19 protein-coding genes are annotated in these 17,764 nt (G+C 62.4%); all 19 read left to right on the top strand.

Annotation, left to right across the window (positions count from 1 at the left end; all coding sequences use genetic code 11):
- Window positions 1-302: 302 nt before the first annotated feature.
- The 19 genes from queD to HMPREF1147_RS05555 all read left to right on the top strand — a co-directional run bounded on the left by queD (window position 303) and on the right by HMPREF1147_RS05555 (window position 17,646).
- Window positions 303-683 (top strand): 6-carboxytetrahydropterin synthase QueD, encoded by a 381-nt coding sequence (gene queD / locus HMPREF1147_RS05645; RefSeq protein ID WP_009658098.1) that lies wholly within the window; start codon window positions 303-305, stop codon window positions 681-683.
- Window position 684: 1 nt separating this feature from the next.
- Complete coding sequence (locus HMPREF1147_RS05640) at window positions 685-1,416, top strand: 7-carboxy-7-deazaguanine synthase QueE (RefSeq protein ID WP_009658055.1); 732 nt, start codon at window positions 685-687, stop codon at window positions 1,414-1,416.
- 93 nt (window positions 1,417-1,509) lie between these two features.
- A complete protein-coding gene (locus HMPREF1147_RS05635; RefSeq protein WP_009658113.1) occupies window positions 1,510-2,340 on the top strand; it encodes an amidohydrolase family protein in 831 nt (276 codons plus the stop codon).
- Window positions 2,341-2,357: 17 nt separating this feature from the next.
- A complete protein-coding gene (def, locus tag HMPREF1147_RS05630; RefSeq protein WP_009438062.1) occupies window positions 2,358-2,828 on the top strand; it encodes a peptide deformylase in 471 nt (156 codons plus the stop codon).
- Window positions 2,829-2,833: 5 nt separating this feature from the next.
- Window positions 2,834-3,772, top strand: a complete 939-nt coding sequence (gene fmt, locus HMPREF1147_RS05625; RefSeq protein WP_009658119.1) for a methionyl-tRNA formyltransferase — start codon at window positions 2,834-2,836, stop codon at window positions 3,770-3,772.
- Complete coding sequence (locus tag HMPREF1147_RS05620) at window positions 3,769-4,596, top strand: DUF116 domain-containing protein (protein WP_009658108.1); 828 nt, start codon at window positions 3,769-3,771, stop codon at window positions 4,594-4,596. Before fmt ends, HMPREF1147_RS05620 begins: the two co-directional genes overlap by 4 nt.
- Window positions 4,597-4,609: 13 nt before the next feature.
- Window positions 4,610-5,977, top strand: coding sequence for a 16S rRNA (cytosine(967)-C(5))-methyltransferase RsmB (gene rsmB / locus HMPREF1147_RS05615; protein ID WP_009658057.1), 1,368 nt, complete (start codon window positions 4,610-4,612; stop codon window positions 5,975-5,977).
- Window positions 5,974-7,014 carry a 23S rRNA (adenine(2503)-C(2))-methyltransferase RlmN gene (rlmN, locus tag HMPREF1147_RS05610; RefSeq protein WP_009658097.1) on the top strand — a complete coding sequence of 347 codons (1,041 nt, stop codon included), beginning with the start codon at window positions 5,974-5,976 and terminating at the stop codon, window positions 7,012-7,014. Before rsmB ends, rlmN begins: the two co-directional genes overlap by 4 nt.
- 76 nt (window positions 7,015-7,090) lie before the next feature.
- Window positions 7,091-7,831, top strand: a complete 741-nt coding sequence (locus tag HMPREF1147_RS05605) for a DUF3662 and FHA domain-containing protein (protein WP_009658104.1) — start codon at window positions 7,091-7,093, stop codon at window positions 7,829-7,831.
- A gap of 2 nt (window positions 7,832-7,833) precedes the next feature.
- Window positions 7,834-8,292, top strand: a complete 459-nt coding sequence (locus HMPREF1147_RS05600; protein ID WP_009658099.1) for an FHA domain-containing protein — start codon at window positions 7,834-7,836, stop codon at window positions 8,290-8,292.
- A gap of 4 nt (window positions 8,293-8,296) precedes the next feature.
- Entirely contained in the window at window positions 8,297-9,004 is a 708-nt protein-coding gene (locus HMPREF1147_RS05595) for a Stp1/IreP family PP2C-type Ser/Thr phosphatase (RefSeq protein WP_009658094.1), read from the top strand.
- A complete protein-coding gene (locus HMPREF1147_RS05590; protein WP_009658100.1) occupies window positions 9,001-10,278 on the top strand; it encodes an FtsW/RodA/SpoVE family cell cycle protein in 1,278 nt (425 codons plus the stop codon). Before HMPREF1147_RS05595 ends, HMPREF1147_RS05590 begins: the two co-directional genes overlap by 4 nt.
- Entirely contained in the window at window positions 10,271-11,671 is a 1,401-nt protein-coding gene (locus HMPREF1147_RS05585; RefSeq protein ID WP_009658092.1) for a penicillin-binding protein 2, read from the top strand. The genes HMPREF1147_RS05590 and HMPREF1147_RS05585 overlap by 8 nt, the downstream gene beginning before the upstream one ends.
- Window positions 11,672-11,714: 43 nt before the next feature.
- Window positions 11,715-13,478: a Stk1 family PASTA domain-containing Ser/Thr kinase gene (pknB, locus tag HMPREF1147_RS05580; protein WP_009658102.1), complete on the top strand. Its 1,764-nt coding sequence runs from the start codon at window positions 11,715-11,717 to the stop codon at window positions 13,476-13,478.
- Between the two features lie 12 nt (window positions 13,479-13,490).
- Window positions 13,491-14,363, top strand: a complete 873-nt coding sequence (gene rsgA / locus HMPREF1147_RS05575; protein WP_009350006.1) for a ribosome small subunit-dependent GTPase A — start codon at window positions 13,491-13,493, stop codon at window positions 14,361-14,363.
- A gap of 9 nt (window positions 14,364-14,372) precedes the next feature.
- Window positions 14,373-15,140: a ribulose-phosphate 3-epimerase gene (gene rpe, locus HMPREF1147_RS05570; RefSeq protein WP_009658087.1), complete on the top strand. Its 768-nt coding sequence runs from the start codon at window positions 14,373-14,375 to the stop codon at window positions 15,138-15,140.
- 26 nt (window positions 15,141-15,166) lie between these two features.
- Window positions 15,167-15,853, top strand: coding sequence for a 7-cyano-7-deazaguanine synthase QueC (queC, locus tag HMPREF1147_RS05565; RefSeq protein ID WP_009350008.1), 687 nt, complete (start codon window positions 15,167-15,169; stop codon window positions 15,851-15,853).
- Entirely contained in the window at window positions 15,853-16,644 is a 792-nt protein-coding gene (gene folE2 / locus HMPREF1147_RS05560; protein WP_009658073.1) for a GTP cyclohydrolase FolE2, read from the top strand. The genes queC and folE2 overlap by 1 nt, the downstream gene beginning before the upstream one ends.
- A 21-nt stretch (window positions 16,645-16,665) precedes the next feature.
- The gene (locus HMPREF1147_RS05555) at window positions 16,666-17,646 is read left to right on the top strand and encodes a lysylphosphatidylglycerol synthase transmembrane domain-containing protein (protein ID WP_009350010.1); all 981 of its coding nucleotides are present in this window, start codon (window positions 16,666-16,668) and stop codon (window positions 17,644-17,646) included.
- The last annotated feature ends 118 nt before the right edge of the window (window positions 17,647-17,764 follow it).

Genomic DNA, 17,764 nt, shown 5'->3' with positions numbered 1-17,764 from the left:
TGCGGCGATGTGACGCGGGATTTTCGCGCCTAGAGGTGTGACAGCCGATCTTGGCGCCTAGCGTCGTTATTTCGGAGAATGCTTCGCTAGGAGTAGCTTTTTACTACGCCGTCGCTCGCATCCTCCTCATGCCTAGCTATGCATCCAAGCTTGACTTCCACTTACTGTACGGTTTTATGTTCTGGATTTTGGCGCATAGCTGTGTCACTGCGAAAAATTCTGCGCCTATATGCGTGGAATCATAGAGAGATAAAACATGGCTGCTGCTTCTATGCGGCAGTCTTTTCAGTAAAGGAGACTTTATGTACACACTGCGCGTTGAGGGCGCTTTTGAGGCGGCGCACCGGGTGGTCGATTACCCGGGGAAATGCGACCGCCTGCATGGTCATAACTGGGTGGTCGAGGCGGCGTTTCGCGGGACGCAGCTCGACGATCTCGGAATGCTGATCGATTTTAAGATTGCAAAGAAGGCGCTTGCCGCCGTCTTGGACGACTACGATCACTACTATCTGAACGATATCCCGCCGTTCAGCGAGGGGCTGAACCCAACGGCGGAGAACCTCGCGCGCATCATATATGAACGCCTTGCCGCGCGTGAGGAGCTTGCGGGGACGGGAGCGGAGCTTGCGGCGCTGACCGTGTGGGAGTCGCCGAAGTCCTCCGTCACCTATACGAAGGACTGATATGCGCGAGAATATCATTGAAATATTTTCCTCCATTCAGGGCGAGGGGAAATATGTCGGCTGCCGGCAGGTATTCGTGCGCCTCGAGGGATGCAATCTCGACTGTACCTACTGCGATACGGAGAACGAGATCGGGCGGCATCCAACCTGCGTGGTGGAGATGCCCGCGGGTTCGTACGAGCTGCATTCGTACGACAATCCGCTCTCTGTCGAGACCGTCGCCGCACTCGCCGCGCAGGTCGCGGCGGATGTGCCGCATCATTCGCTGAGCGTGACGGGTGGCGAGCCGCTCCTGCATGTGCCGTTCATTCGTGCGCTCAGTGCCCGTATCCCGCTGCCGATTTTTCTGGAGACGAACGGCACGCTGTACGAGGCACTTGCGCACTGCATTGACTGCGTGTCGTACATCAGCATGGACATCAAGCTCCCGGGCGTCCTCTCGCATCCCGTGTGGGACGCGCACGCACGCTTCCTAAAAATCGCGCGCACGAAGGACGTCTATGTGAAGGTGGTCGTTGCGGCCGAGACGCGAGAGGACGAGGTGCGCACGGCGGCGCGGATAGTCGCCGATACTGCGCCCGATGTGCCGCTGATTCTTCAGCCCGTGACGCCCTACGGCGGATGCACGGCGCCGACGCCTGCGCGGCTGCTTGCATTACAGCAAATCGCGCTTGTACACGTCCCCGATGTGCGCGTGATCCCGCAGACACACCGCATGATGGATTTGCTCTGACCTCGAATGTCTCTTTCGTTACGGAAAACTATTGACGCCTGTGGTAAACTAAACGGACAGCATAAATAGATACTGCATAGAAAAGAGATCGATATGAAGATCATTGATGCACATTTGCATTTTTCCATGTGGGAGCATTTTGACGAGATTGCGCGTGCCGCAGGGCACGAGAATACGGCGGAGGGGCTGCGCCAAGACTTTGCTGCCGAGGGGATCGTGCACGGCGTCGTCATGGGAAATCTGCCCGTGGAGGAGCTGCACCCTGACTATCCGGACTATCTGCACTACTGCGTGGGGATTGCGGGCGACGGCGTGACCGAGATGACGCACGCGCGCATCGAAAAGCTCCTGCCCGCACTGGAGCGGCACCTCCAAAGCGACCGCTGCGTCGGAGTGAAGCTCTATCCGAGCTACAATTATTTCTATATTTACGAGGACTACCTGACGCCCGTGTACGAGCTCGCGGCGCAGTACGGGAAGCCCGTCGCCGTGCATACGGGACTGACGGCGACGGAGAAAGCGCTGCTCAAATACGCGCATCCGAACGTCATTGACGAGGCGGCGACGAAGTTCCGCGATGTGAATTTTGTCATGTGCCATTTCGGCGAGCCGTATTTCACGGATGCCGTCGCGGTGATGGAGAAGAACCTCAATGTGTCGGCGGATCTCTCGGGGATGCTCGAGGGGAAGATTCCGGATTTTGCAGAGTTCTGCCGCCGCCGTCGGTTCTACATCGACCAGCTCAAGGGTTGGCTCTCGTACCTCAGCGCATACGACCGCCTCATGTTCGGGACGGACTGGCCGCTTGCGAACCTCGGCGATTACATCGCGTTTACGAAAGAACTCATTCCGCAGGAGCATTGGAACGCCGTGTTCTACGACAACGCCGTGCGGATCTATGGTCTGCATTTGGACGAATCATAAAGATAAAGGGAAAATATATGGCTGTTTTAGAGATTAAAAAAGCGGGAGATCCCGTGTTAAAGCAGGTGGCGGAGCCGATTGACCGTCTGACGAAGCGGCACCGGCAGCTCCTCGACGATATGGCGGAGACGATGTACTCTGCAAACGGGGTTGGTCTCGCCGCGCCGCAGATCGGCAAATCCATCCGCATGGTAGTGATCGATGTGGAGGATGAGCACGGTCTGCTTGAGCTGATCAACCCCGTCATCACGATGCGCGAGGGCACGGTCGTCGGCTCGGAGGGGTGTCTCTCCGTGCCGAAGATGTTCGGCGATGTGGAGCGCGCGGCGCGCGTGACGGTGGAGTACACGGATCGGCGCAGCCGCAGGCGGTCGCTGACCGCCGAAGGGCTGCTCGCGCGCTGTATTCAGCACGAGTGCGATCATCTCGACGGCAGGCTCTTCATCGACATCGCCGTGAATCTGCACAAAGAGGAAGAGAAGGGGTGAGTGCGATGCGCGTCGTCTTTATGGGAACGCCGGATTTTGCCGTGCCGATCGCGGCGGCGCTCGCCGCACGTCCCGATCTCACAGAGGTTGTTGCCGTCGTGACGCAGCCCGACCGTCCGCGCGGGCGCGGGAAAAAGGTGCTCGCGTCCCCCGTCAAGGCGTGGGCGATCGAGAACCGGATTCCTGTACTCCAACCCGTGCGCGCCCGCGATGCGGCGTTCATCGAGGAGATGCGCGCCCTGCATCCCGACGTCGCCGTTGTCGCGGCATTCGGTCAGATTCTATCGCAGGAACTCTTAGACGTTCCGACGTACGGCTGCATCAACGTCCACGCGTCGCTCCTGCCGCGCTGGCGCGGAGCGGCGCCGATTCAGCACGCGGTGATGGCGGGCGATGCGGTCTCGGGCATCACGACGATGCAGATGGACGCGGGGCTCGATACGGGCGATATGCTCCTGCGCCGCGCGGTTCCGATTACGCCCGAGACGACGTACGGGATGCTCCACGATGCGCTGATGGAAATAGGCGCGGAGCTCATCGTCGAGACGATGGAGCAGCTTGCCGCGGGCAGGCTCGTTCGCACGCCGCAGACGGGGGAGAGTTGCTACGCGCCGCGCATCACGCGCGAGACGGAGCAGATCGACTGGTCGCGTCCCGCGCGTGAGCTGGATGCGTTCGTGCGCGGGTTGAATCCCGTGCCCTATGCCGTGACCTCACACGCGGGCGAGGTCTATAAGATCGGGCGTCTCCATGCGACGGGACGTCCCGCGTCCGCCGCTCCGGGAACGATCGTGTCCGCCGATCCAAAGGGCGGACTGATCGTCGCGGCAGGGGACGAGGACGCTGCGGTGACGGAGCTGCAAGCGCCCGGAAAGAAGATGATGGAAGCGGCGGCGTATCTGCGCGGGCATTCCTTTGAGAAAAATATAAGGTTTGGGGTATGAGTGAACAGGTATTAACGGTCAACGGCGCGGCACGCGGGGTGAAAAAGACCATTGTACTGCCGTCGCGCCCGAAAAAAAGGCTTTTCATCGGGATGCTCTCGCTCGTGACACTGCTCACGGCGGCGCTCCTCTTTGCTATATGGTACATCGGCGTGCCGGGGCTTGCGCGGATTCAGCCGATGCTGCCGTGGGGACTCGGGGCGCTTCTTTCGATCGCTGTGCTGATTTCGTTTTTCGGGATCTTTAACATGGTGCTCGCGATCGCGGGACTGCCTTATGTGCCGTGGATGAAGCGGCAGACGTACGAGCTGATCAACCTCCTTTTCCCCGCCGCCGTGCGGCTCGGCGCCGTCTTTGGCATCAAGCGGCGGCGTTTGGAGGGGTCGTTCATTGCGGTGAGCAACCTGCTGTTTCACCGGATGCACATCCGTGTCCCCGCGAACCGCCTGCTCGTCGTGACGCCGCACTGTTTACAGCTCGCGAGCTGCCCGCACAAGGTGACGCGCGATCCGAACAACTGCAAGCGATGCGGCGGCTGCAACGTTGGCGATCTCGTCGCGCTCGCGGAGGAGATGGGATTCCATTTCTTCATCGCGACGGGCGGCACGCTTGCGCGGCAGATGGTCTACAATACGCGCCCGAAGGCGGTGCTTGCCATCGCGTGTGAACGCGACCTCATGAGCGGGATTCAGGACGTCTACCCGCTGCCCGCCGTCGGCGTGCTCAACATCCGCCCGAACGGACCGTGCTACAATACGAGCGTCGATATGGCGGAGGTGCGCGCACAGCTCGAGCAGATCATCGAACCGGTCAAGGAGAAATAAAGGGGAAGGCTGAATGAACGAAAAACGTCCCGCCGCGCGGTATGCCGCAGATAAGATCGATCCCGTGCGGGAGCTTGCGATGCAGGTGCTCACGGAGGTGCATGTGGACGGCGCGTACGCGAACGTCGCGCTCGTCCGTGCGATGCGCGCGGCGCAGCTCACCGACCGCGACCGCCGCTTTTTGACGGAACTCGTTTACGGCACAGTCAAGGCGGGCGACACACTCGACGATATGATCGCCAAGTATCTGCGCGACGGAAAAGCGCGCATAAAGCCGCAGATCCGTGAAATTCTGCGCCTCGGCATCTATCAGATCTTCTTCATGGATAAAGTACCCGCATCCGCCGCCTGCAACACTGCCGTAGAACTCGCGAAAAAACACGGCAAGAGGGGGGCGGATTCGTTTGTCAATGCGGTGCTGCGCGCGGCGGTCAGAGAGCCGGAACGCGCCGCGATCCCGGCGGGGCGCAATGCGCGACTGCTCGCGCTGCGGGAGCAGCATCCGTTTTGGATGGCGAACCGGTGGGTGCGTCTCTACGGCTATGAGCGCGCGGAGGAGCTTTGCCGCTGCAACAACGGGAGCGCGCCGCTCGCTCTGCGCGTGAACACGCTGCGCATCGACCGTGAGGGGCTGCTCGAAAAACTCGCGGCGGCGGGGGCGCAGGCACGCCCGTCGGCGACCGTGCCCGACGGCATCGTGGTGACGTCGCACGGGACGCTCGACGCGCTTGCGCCGCTGCGCGAGGGGCTTTGTCAGGTACAGGACGAGAGCTCGATGCTCGTCGCGCATGTGCTCGGCGCCGCGCCCGGCATGACCGTGATCGACGCCTGCGCCGCGCCCGGCGGCAAGACGACGCACATCGCGCAGCGCATGGAGAATCGCGGGAAAATCTATGCTTTCGACGTCTATGAGGGCAAGATCGCGCGCATCGAGAACAATGCGCGGCGGCTCGGCATCGACATCATCGAGCCCCGCCTTCTCGATGCGCGGGAGATCGGCGCGCACTATGCGGGGACGGCGGATCGCGTGCTCATCGACGCGCCGTGCAGCGGATTCGGCGTACTGCGGCGCAAGCCGGACGCGCGCTGGCGGAGAAAGCCCGAGGAGCCCGGCGCCCTGCCGAAACTCCAGCAGGAGATTCTAGCCGGCGCCGCAGCGGCGGTAAGGCCGGGCGGAGCGCTCGTCTACAGCACCTGCACGATGGAGACGGCGGAGAACGAGGGCGTCGTGCAGCGTTTTTTGGAACTGCATCCGGAATTTGTTCTTGAAAGGGCGGGCGCGTTCCTCCCAGTGCAGCAGACCGAGGACGCCATGGTGCAAATTTTCCCGACGGAGGACGGAGGGGACGGGTTCTTCATCGCCCGTATGAAACGGCTATGAACATCTTTGGAATGACGGTGGAGGAGCTGCGCGCCGCGCTCGCGCCGTTCGGCATACCCCGCTTCCGTGCCGCGCAGATCGCAGAGGGGATCTATCGGCGCGGGGCGGTTTCTTTTGATGCCATAACGAATTTGCCGAAATCCCTGCGCGCGCAGCTTGCGGAACATTTTACCGTCCAACGCCCGACCGTCGTGAAACATCTGCACTCCGCGGACGGCGCGACGATCAAGCTCCTCTACGCGTTCGCCGACGGGCAGACGGCGGAGACAGTGCTCATGCGGCATCCGTACGGGAACTCGGTCTGCGTCTCGACGCAGGCGGGGTGCGCGATGGGGTGCGCGTTCTGTGCCTCGACACTGCACGGGCTTGTGCGCAATCTGACGCGCGGGGAGATCGCGGCGCAGGCGATTGGCATCGCCGATTTCCTCCGGCAAGAGGGGGCACGCGTCGATACCATCGTTGTCATGGGCTCGGGCGAGCCGCTTGAGAACTACGACAATGTTGTCGGCGCGCTGCGCCTGCTGCATGAGGACTATGTTTTGGGGCTCGGATACCGCGGCGTTACCCTCTCGACCTCGGGCATCGTGCCGGGCATCGAGCGGCTGGCGGACGAGGGCATCCCCATTTCGCTCTCGATCTCTCTGCACGCGCCGACGGACGCGCTGCGCTCGCGCATCATGCCCGTCAACCGCACCTATCCGCTCGCAGACGTCCTGCGCGCAGCAGAGCATTATGCGGCACGGACGAAGCGGCGCGTCACCTACGAATACATCCTGATCCGCGACGTGAACGACGGCGTGCGCGAGGCGGAGCAGCTTGCCGCACTCCTGCGCGGGCAGCTCGCGAGCGTCAATCTCATTCCGATCAACCCCGTCGCCGAGCGCAATCTGCACCGCCCGAGCAACAACGCGATCCGCAGGTTTCAGCGCACTTTGGAGGAGCGGCACATCACCGCGACGCTGCGGCGCGAGATGGGGACGGACATTCAGGCGGCGTGCGGACAGCTGCGCAACCGTCTTTTGGAAGCGGGACTGTAAATTTTCCGCGGTTTGTGGTATGATAACGAAGATAAAGACTGATTAGGCATTTCGTTTCACAGGAGAACACTGCGCAATGATCGAACGCGTAGAATCTTTTTTGGGGGATCACATCGAGGGATTCTTCAACCGTAAATTCAGCAGCCGGCTTGAGCCGGTCGAGCTTCTCAAAGGGCTCGAAAAAGAAGTGCGCCGCCGGGGCGCGCCGCTGCCCAACGCGTATGTATTCACGCTCGGAACGGAGGATTACCGGCGGCTGTGCTCGCACCGCATCGCCGACGAGCTGGGCATCGCGCTCAAGAAGCACATCATTCGTGCCGATCTCTCGATGGACGGGAAACTGAGCATCTGTTTCGGATTGGACGAAGAGCTGCGCGCGGGCACCTATCGGCTCGACGCGCGCGTACAGCAGGAGTGCGTTCCTGAGGCGGACGGCGCAGCGTCCTATGACGAGGAGGCGCAGACCATCGTTCTCGAACGTCCCTCGCTCTCGGAGGTGCGCTGCCTGAACCTCCCGCCCGAACACGACCTCGCCGCGCTATCCGTGACGGGGGGCCCCGATGCGGGGACGTCCGCGATGCTGAGCGAGCGCAAAATCTACATGGGGCGCATGGAGCGCAACGAATTTATCCTGACAGATACGAATGTGTCCCGGATGCACGCGTGGATCGCGTACGAACATCACCGGCATACGATCTGCGACGCCAAGAGCCGCAACGGCACGTTCGTCAACGGCGTGCGCATAACGGCGCACCGCCTGTGCGACGGCGACGAGGTGCGGATCGGCGCGACGACGCTGCGGTACGAGGCGCTGTGACGATGGAGACGGCGGTATTACTCAAGGGACTGCGCGCCGCGCTCGAATACGGGATGCTCTTTTGGCTCGTCTATTTTTCCGTCCGGCTCGCGCGCAGGATGTTTGCCGTCACGCGCGCCGATCTGCGCGCGGCGGAAAAGGAGCGATCGGCGGGGGCGACCGCTGCACATGCGGAGGCGGTACTGCACGTACTCTCGGGCGAGGGGCTTGCGGGGCGCAGCTTTCCCATCGGGCGCGAGCTTTCGATCGGGCGGAGCACGGACAACGATATCGTGATTCCCGATCAATTTGTCTCCCATCATCATGTGCTGATCTATCGGCGGGAAAATCAATATGCGGCGGAGGATCTTGGCAGCCGCAACCACACATATCTAAACGACGGCATACTGACGGGGCGGACGTACCTGCACGCGGGCGATGTGCTCCGCATCGGGGCAGTCTCTCTGCGGTTTGAGAGGTAACGGTATGATAGAGGTTTCCGGCGCATCGGACATCGGATGCGTACGAACATCGAACGAGGACAGCTTCGGCGTCTTTGACGGCATATACGTCGTGGCGGACGGTCTCGGCGGACACGCGGCGGGCGAGGTGGCGAGCCGCATGGTGGTCGCGGCGGTAGAGGAATTAGCGCACTGCGGCGCAGGGGATGCGGCGGCGCTCGTCGCCGCCGTGCAGGAGGCGAACGCGCGCGTGCACCGTGCCGCGGGGGAAAATCCCGCCTATGAGGGGATGGGATCGACCGCGACGGTGCTCCGCATCGACGAGGGGGCGGGGATGGCGTACTATGCCCACGTCGGCGACAGTCGTCTCTACCTCCTGCGCAGGGGGCTGTTGCGGCAGGTGTCGCGGGATCATTCCTATGTGGAAGAACTCGTTGCGCAGGGCAAAATCAGCGAGGACGAAGCACAGCATCATCCTCGGAAAAATCTGCTCATGCGCGCCGTCGGCGTGGATTCTGAGATCGCAGTGGACGGCGACGCTTTTCCGTTGGCGGCGGGCGATCGACTCCTCCTCGCGACGGACGGGCTGACGAATATGGTGGAGGACGAGGAGCTGCGAATGATCCTCGGCGGCGGCATCGCGGACGCCGCGCAGCGTATGGTGCAGCGTGCCGTTGCCGCGGGAGGGCGCGATAATATCACGGCGATTGCGCTCTCCTATGAGCCGTCATGAGCGCGGCAATACGGCTTGCCCCGCTCGGCATCCTGCTGTCTGGGCTCGTCATCTTGCTCCTCAAGCACGGGGCGGGCGCGCCCGGCGCGGCGATTGCCTCTGCGCGGGAGCTGCCCTATCTGCCGTGGCTCGCGCTCCTGCTCGTCCTCGCCGCCGCGTCGTACGCGCTCGCCGCGCGGCGGCATCTCGATACGGTGCCGCTTGGCATCGCGTATGTCCTGCTCGCCGTGGGGCTCTCGGAGATCGCGCGCCTGCGTCCGGAGCTCTTTATCGCACAGCTGCGCTGGGCGTCGGTCGGCATTTTCCTCTGGGGCGCGACGGTAATTGCGTGGAAGCATTGGCGCCGCCTCTTAGACTATCCCTATGTGCTCGGGCTTTTAACGACCGGCGTGCTGATTTTGCCACTGCTCTTCGGCGTCAGCATCGGCGGCAATCGGAACTGGCTGACGTTCGGCGCGTTTTCCGTGCAGCCGTCGGAGTTTGGGAAGATTCTCTTGATTTTCTTCCTTGCGGCATATCTCGCGGATCATCTTGCGGTGCTGACGCTGCCCGCGCGGCGCGTGTTCTTTCTCCGGCTGCCGCCCGTGCGCTTTATCGCGCCCCTCGCTGCGCTTTGGGGGCTCTCCGTGCTGATGTTCGTCATCGCGCGCGATCTCGGCTCGGCGCTGCTCTTCTTTGGGATGGCGGTCATTATGACCTATATGGGGACGGGGCGTAAATCCTATGTGTTCCTCGCAGGGCTCTTCATCCTGCTCGCGGCGGCGCTCAGCTATGCGTTCTTCGGACACGTGCGCGTCCGCTTTGACATCTGGCTGCACCCGTGGGCAGACCCAAGCGGCATGTCGTATCAGGTCGTGCAGTCGCTCTTTGCCGTCGGTACGGGCGGCGTTTGGGGGACGGGCTTTGCCGAGGGGCATCCGAACCTCATCCCGGAGGTGCATACGGACTTCATTTTTGCGGCGATCGCCGAGGAACTTGGACTCGTCGGCGCGGCGTTTGTGCTCGTCAACTTTGCACTCCTCTTTTGGCGCGGGAGTCGGATTGCGATCGGACTCAGCCGCCCGCAGGAGTCGCTGCTCGCGGCGGGCTGTGCCGTGAGTCTCCTCCTGCAGGCGTTCATCATCACGGCGGGTGTGACGAAGCTCCTGCCGCTCACGGGCATTACACTGCCGTTCATCAGCTACGGCGGCAGCTCGATGTCGGCGAGCTTCATCCTCATCGGCATCTTGACGGCGCTCTCGGGCGAAAAGCAGGAGGCGAGGACGGATGGCTGAGCCACGGATTCGAAAGCACATCGCCGTCGTTGCGCTATTTTTGCTCGGGCTCGTCGGTGTCCAGCTCCTCTATCTCGTTAAACTGAGCGTGTGGGACGGCGCGGCGCTTGCCGCACACCCGCTCAACGCGCGGACGGCGCTCGCCGAAAACGACGTGCGGCGCGGGCGCATCCTCGACCGCACGGGCAATATCCTCGCCGAGAGCGATGCCGAAGGGCATCGGTTCTATCCCTACGGCGCGGCGCTCGCACCCGTGACAGGCTACCGTACGGAGCGGTATGGCGCGGCGGGGATGGAGCGCGTGGAGGGGAGGGCGCTCTCGGGCGTGACCGCCGATATGGATCGCATGGGACCGCTGCGCACACTCCTGCGTGCGGATGCGGGCTATGATGTGCGGCTGACGGTGGATGCCGCACTCTCGGAGACGGCATGGCGTGCGCTCGGTGCGCATCGCGGCGCGGTCGTTGTGATGGATGCCGCGACCGGCGCCGTGCGCGCGATGGTGAGTACACCTGCCGTTGATCCCGCTGCCGTTGCACGGGACTGGGATGCCCTCACCGCGCGTGCGGACAGCCCTCTACTGAACCGCGTGACGCAGGGACTGTACCCGCCCGGCTCGACGCTCAAGCCTCTCATCGCGGATGCGGCGCTGAATGCGGGCGTGACCTCGGAGGATGAGGTATTCACCTGCACGGGCGAGCTTGCCGTGGGGGACTATGTGCTCCATGAGAGTCACGGAGAGGCTCATGGAAAGCTAAACCTTGCGGACGCGTTGCGCGAGTCCTGCAACGTGACGTTCGCGACACTGGCACTCCGCCTCGGGGCGGGCGGGCTTTCCAAGGGATTCTCCCGGTTCGGCGTCGGGGAGGAGCTGACGACGCCCGAACTAACGTCGGCGGCGGCGCATGTACCGGAGTTATCGCAGCTCAGCGACGGCGAGATCGCGCAGATTGGCATCGGGCAGGGGCAGATTCTCGTGACGCCACTCCAGATGGCGCTGATTGCGGACGCCTTTGCAAATAACGGCGAGATCATGCAGCCCTATCTCGTAGACGCCGTGCTCTCGGCGGACGGGACGGCGCTCTACCGGGGCGCCCCGTCCGTGTGGAGGACGGCGACGACACCCGCGCGCGCGGCGCTCATTGACAGCTATATGGCGCAAGTCGTTGCGGCGGGCACGGGGACGGCGGCGGACGTTGCGGGCGTGCGCGTCACGGGCAAGACCGGGACGGCGGAGAATGCGACCGGAACGGATCATGCGTGGTTCATCGGTTCGGCGGAGCGCGGGGGGAAAAAGATCGTCATGGCAATTCTCGTGGAAGAGGGCGGCTTTGGCGGCGCAGCCGCCGCAAGGATCGCGCATCGGCTTATCGGAGCATATTTTGAAGGATAATCCCTTTTACCAATAGAACACCGGAGATTGAGGAGGAACGATTATGGGTGAGCGCGTCCTGGACGGTCGCTATGCGCTGGAGATGCCGATCGGCAGCGGCGGTATGGCGGATGTCTATCGGGCAAAGGATCAGCTTTTGGAGCGCACCGTCGCCGTTAAGATTCTTCATCGGCAATATGAAAACGATACGGAGTTCATCGCGCGTTTTCAGCGTGAGGCAAAGGCGGCGGCACGCATCACGCACCCGAACATCGTCAACGTCTACGATGTCGGCGTCGCCGAGGGGCGGCATTACATCGTGATGGAGTATGTTCCAGGGCGCACGCTCAAAGAGCGCATCAAGGAGGAAGCGGCGCTGCCTGTACCCGAAGCGCTGCGCATCGCGGGGCAGATTGCGAGCGCGCTTGCACAGGCACATGCGGATCAGCTCGTACACTGCGACATCAAGCCGCACAACATCCTCGTCATGCCGGACGGCACGGTGAAGGTCGCCGATTTCGGCATCGCACGCGCGGTGACCGAATCCACTATGACCTATAACGACAGCGTGATGGGGTCGGTGCATTATTTCTCGCCCGAGCAGGCGAGCGGCACGACCATTACGCCGAAGTCCGACGTCTATTCGCTCGGCATTGTGCTCTATGAGATGCTGACCGGGCATGTGCCGTTTGACGGCAATACCGCGGTGAGTATCGCGCGCCGGCACCTCGACGAAGAGCCGCAGCCCCTGCACGCTATCCTCCCGGGGATTCCTCCGGTGGTCGACGCGCTTGTCATGCGCATGATGGCAAAAGACCCCGCGCAGCGCCCGGACAGCGCACAGCTCGTCCGCGACATCCGGCGGGCGGAGCAGCTTTGTGTCTCGGTCGGTGAAATGGCGGGTGTCCCCGCGTTTGATCCCGATGCCACCCGCGTGCTCACGCCGGGCGAGGCACAGGAGATCTCCGCATTTGCCGAAGAAGGGGAGGAGTCTCCGGATGCGGTGGAAAAACGCTCATTCTTCCGCACGAGGAAATTCATTTTCGGGCTGGTACTCGTGCTCATTTTGGGCTTTTTTACAGGGATTTTCCTCAGCTTTGGAAAGTTCTGGAGCACGGTCGAGGTCACCGTTCCCGACGTGACGGGCAAACAGATGACGCTCGCGCGTCAGATACTGGAGGATCAGCATCTGCGCGTGACCGTCGCCGAGACCTTCGACGCGGATGTGCCGGTCGGCGTCGTCGTCTCGCAGTCGCCCGAGGCGGGCATGACGGTTAAGGAAGAGCGCGCGATCACCATCTACGTCAGCAAGGGCGGCGAGGCACTTGAGATGCCGAACCTGCGCGGGTTGAAGCAGACAGACGCCATTGATCGCCTGCAAAAGATGGGGCTGCGGCTCGGCTCGTCCTACGAGACGTTCTCCGACGAGGAGGTCGGCACGGTCATCTCACAGGATCCGCGCAGCGGCGCACGCATCAGCAAAGGGCAGACGGTTGACATTACGGTCAGCAAGGGGCAGAAGGTGAAAAAGACCAATGTCCCGAATGTCAAGGGGGTTCCCATTGACCGCGCGCGCAGTATGATCGAAGAGAGCAATCTGAAGGTCGGCACCGTCGCGCAGGAGGAGAACAGCCAAGCGGCGGGAACCGTCACCGCGCAGTCTCCCGCGGCGGGGACGGAGGTCGACGAGGGAACTGCCGTCCGTCTGACCGTCTCCGAGGGCAGCAAGTCTGCGCCCGCGAAGGGCAAGGACACGAAGAATAATAATAGCGAGAGCAGCGAGAAGCCGCCGTCGGCACGCCGCATCCAAGCGGAAAAAACCGAGTAGAAACGGGGGACTATGTTGGAGCAGGGGCGTGTTCTGAAGGTATACAACAGCGTGCTCTACGCAGCAGCTGAGGACGGCGTCGTCGCGTGCAAGCTGCGCGGCAAGATGAAGAAAGGGCGCAGCGACACAGGGATCGTCCCCGGGGACATCGTGACCTTCGTCCGCATGAATGAGGAGGAGGGCATCGTCGAGCGCATCGACGCGCGGCAGAATCTGCTCGCGCGTCCGCGCGTGGCGAATCTGACACAGATCGTTGTCACGATTGCCGCCGTCGCACCCGATCCGCATCCGCTCGTCGTGAGCCGTTTCCTCGTCCTTGCGGAACGCTCCGGCGTTCGGAAAATCGTCCTCTGCATCAACAAGACGGATCTCTATCGCGGAGATGTCCGCACGCTTGCGGCGGATTACACGGCGGCGGGCTACCCCGTCCTCTGCACCTCGGCACAGACGGGGGAGGGGATTGCGGCGCTGCGGGACTGCCTCGCAGGGGAGATCACCGTCTTTGCAGGCCCCTCCGGCACGGGGAAGTCCTCGCTCCTCAATGCCGTCGATTCCTCGCTTTCCCTTGCGACGGGAACGGTCAGCGAGAAGATCGGGCGCGGTCGTCATACGACACGGCGCGCGGAGCTGATCCCGTACGCGGACGGCTACGTCGTCGATACCCCGGGCTTTACGCAGCAGGATCTTTCGGATCTCACGCCCGCGGAGCTGACCGCGTGTTTCCCGGAGTTTGCGGGGCATACGTGCTGCCGGTTCGCTCCGTGCAGCCACAGCCACGAGCCGGACTGTGCCGTCAAGGCGGCGGTGGAGGCGGGCGCCGTCTCGCGCGCACGCTATGAGGCGTATGCTGCGCTCCTCAATGAAATTCGTACCAAGAGAAAATAGGAGAATCAAATGTCAAACGAACACGAACATCATCACGACCACGAATGCGGCTGCAGGCATGACCATGCCCATGAGCATGACGAGGGATGCTCATGCGGCTGTGAGGAAGAAGAGCATATCCATGTCGAGCGCCCGATCATCATCGCGCCCTCCATCCTGTCGGCGGATTTTGCCAATCTCGGCGCGGATGTGCGCCGCGTGGAGGAAGCGGGTGCGGATTACCTCCATATCGACGTGATGGACGGGACGTTCGTGCCGAACCTCACGATCGGTTCCTGCGTCGTTGAGAGTCTGCGCAAGGTTTCAAACCTCGTATTCGACGTCCATCTCATGGTCGAGCATCCCGAGACCTATATCGACTCATTTGCGCGCGCAGGCGCGGACAACATTACGTTCCACGTCGAGGCGACCCGGCATCCGCACCGTCTCATTCAGCAGATCAAGGCGGCAGGGTGCAGGGCGGGCGTCGCGCTCAATCCCGGCACTTCCATCTACACGCTCGAAGAGCTTATCGACGATCTCAACATGGTGCTCCTCATGACGGTCAACCCCGGCTTTGGCGGGCAGAAATTCATCGAGAACATGGTCGGCAAGATCCATGCGCTCTATCATACGGTCATGGAGAACGAGCTGAACGTGGACATCGCGGTCGACGGCGGCATCAACGCAGAGACGAGCGAGTCCGTGCGCTCGGCGGGCGCAAATGTGCTCGTTGCCGGCTCCGCCGTCTACGGTGCACCCGATCTTGCGGCGGCGATTCGCGCGCTGCGCGGATAATTTTTTGAAAAGGAAGAGGGGATACCATGCGGGAAAAGGCGGTGATTCTGCTCTCCGGCGGGCTTGACAGCTGTACCTGTATGGCGGTCGCGCAGGAGGCGGGATGCGAACTCTATCCCGTCAGCTTCGTCTACGGGCAGCGGTACGACCGCGAAGTGGACTGTGCCAAGCGCATCGCCGCGCATTTTCACGCGGCGGAGCACCTGATCATCGAGACAAATATGGACGCGATCGGCGGCTCCGCCGTGACAGACCGCTCCATCGACGTGCCCGAGGGCGATCCCGACCGCACGGATATCCCCCTCACCTATGTGCCCGCGCGCAACCTCATCTTTCTCAGCTACGGGCTGGGCTTTGCCGAGCGCGTAGGGGCGGCGCATCTCTACATCGGCGTCAACTCCGTCGACTATTCCGGCTATCCGGACTGCCGCCCGGAATTTATCCGGCAATTTCAAGCGGTGGCGGACATGGCGACCGCCGCGGCGACCGAGCGCGGAAAGCGTATCGTAGTCGAGACGCCGCTCCAATACCTCTCAAAGGGCGAGATTATCGCATTGGGAACGCGGCTCGGCGCGCCGTATGAGATGACGACGAGCTGCTACAACGGCGGTACGGAAGCGTGCGGCGTCTGCGACAGCTGCCGCCTGCGCCTGCGCGGATTTGCGGAGGCGGGGCGGCGCGATCCCATTCCCTATGCGGCGGGGGTGCGCTGATGCTCGACGTACAGAGCCGCGAGGACGCGCGCGGCATCGCCATTCAGCGCGTCGGGGTGAAGGAGGTCAAGCTCCCCTTCCTCATCAAGAAACAGGCGGGCGGCTATCAGCAGGTACTCGCGCGCATCACCTTCACCGTCGCCCTGCCGATGGAGTTCAAGGGGACGCATATGAGCCGTTTCCTCGAGATTCTCCTCCCGTGGCGGGAGCAGCCGCTTGCGGAGGAGGAGATGGAGGCGATGCTCACGGAGGCGCTCGAGCGTCTCCACGCCGAGGAGGCGGAGGTATCGCTCGCCTTTATCTATTTTCTCGAAAAGATTGCGCCCGTCAGCGGGAAAGTCTCGCTGCTCGACGTTGAGGCATCCTTTACGGGGCGGAAACGGCGCGGGATGCCGATGCGTTTTGAGCTCGGGCTCGCGATGCCGTTCACCTCACTCTGCCCGTGCAGCAAGGAGATTTCCGCGTACGGCGCGCACAATCAGCGCTCCGTGGCACGCGTGCGGCTGCGCTATGCCGAGGGCGTACCGTGCATCTACATTGAGGAGCTCGCGGCGCTGCTCGAGCGGCAGGGCTCCGCGCCCATCTATCCGCTGCTCAAGCGCGCGGATGAGAAATATGTCACGGAAGCCGCGTACGAGAATCCGAAATTTGTCGAGGACATCCTGCGCGACACCGTCCTCGCCCTGCGCGCCCTTCCGGGGCTGGCGTATTTTTCACTGGAATGCGAGAACGAGGAGTCCATTCACAGCCACAATGCATTTGCGGCGCACGAAGAGTTTTTGAGAGACTGAGACCGAAGGAGAGAGTGAGCCATGAATAAATTCACGCGCCGCTTTCTCCTTCTTTTTGTGCTCGTCGTCGGCATCTCGGGTGCGGTCATCTACACGACCGTCGACATCAATACGCTGCAAAACCTGACGCGGTTTCAGCCGTGGTCGCTCCTGCTCGCGCTCTGCGCCGTTGGGCTCGGCATGTTCTTTGACGGCAGCCGGCTCATGCACCTCGTCAAGATCTCCAATGAGCGCATCACGCTCTATCAGGCGGTGCAGGTCATCTTCGGCAACTATTTTCTTGCGCTGCTCACACCGGGAGCGACGGGCGGCGCAGTCGCGCAGGTTATGTTCCTGCGCCATGCGGGCGTACCGACGGGAAAGGCGGCGGTGCTCGCCATCGTGCGGACGCTGCTCTCGATCTTCTTTCTTGCGCTCTGTATGCCGTTCATATTCCTGCATGACGAGGGGATCATTCCGGGATTCTCGAACGACGTCCTCATGGGCGTTACGCTTGCGGCGCTTCTCGGCATCGTCGCCCTCGTGGTCGGCGCGCGGCGCGGCTATCTCGATTCTCTCGTCATTTTGATTGCGCGGCGGCTCTGCGCGAAACGGCGGCGACAGCTCTTTGCGCTCTATCGCGATACAAAGAGCGCCGTCGCGCTCCTTACGGGCGCGCCGCGCGCAATGCTCGTCGTCTTCGCGGAGTCGGGGCTCAACCTCCTCTGCATCTATGCCATCGTACCGTGCCTCCTCCTCGGGCTCGGCGTTACGGACGTCGATTGGTACACCGTCATGGGGCGCATGATCTTCCTGAACATGCTGCTGTATTTCAGTCCCACACCGGGCGGATCGGGCATCGCCGAGGGCGGCTTTGTCCTCCTCTTTGCCGCCACCGTGCCCGCCGGCACTGTCGGCATCGTTGCCGTCTGCTGGCGCCTTATCGCCGAATACCTCCCGTTCCTCATCGGTTTTTACTATACGCTTGCCGTCTTTGGCAGAGAATTTCTGCGGCGGTACTAAACATTTTGTAAACGCTGCCGCCTCCGGGCGGTTTTTCTTTTGAAGGACGCTTATTGGCGATATACTAAATTATTTTCAGATGGCGAATTGTCAAATCAAGTGCAACGACCTCTTATAG

Source organism: Selenomonas sp. FOBRC9, from assembly GCF_000287655.1.
Taxonomy (GTDB): Bacteria; Bacillota; Negativicutes; order Selenomonadales; family Selenomonadaceae; genus Centipeda; species Centipeda artemidis.
Note: the sequence above shows the minus strand (reverse complement) of the source record. Positions and strands in the feature narration are given on the sequence as shown.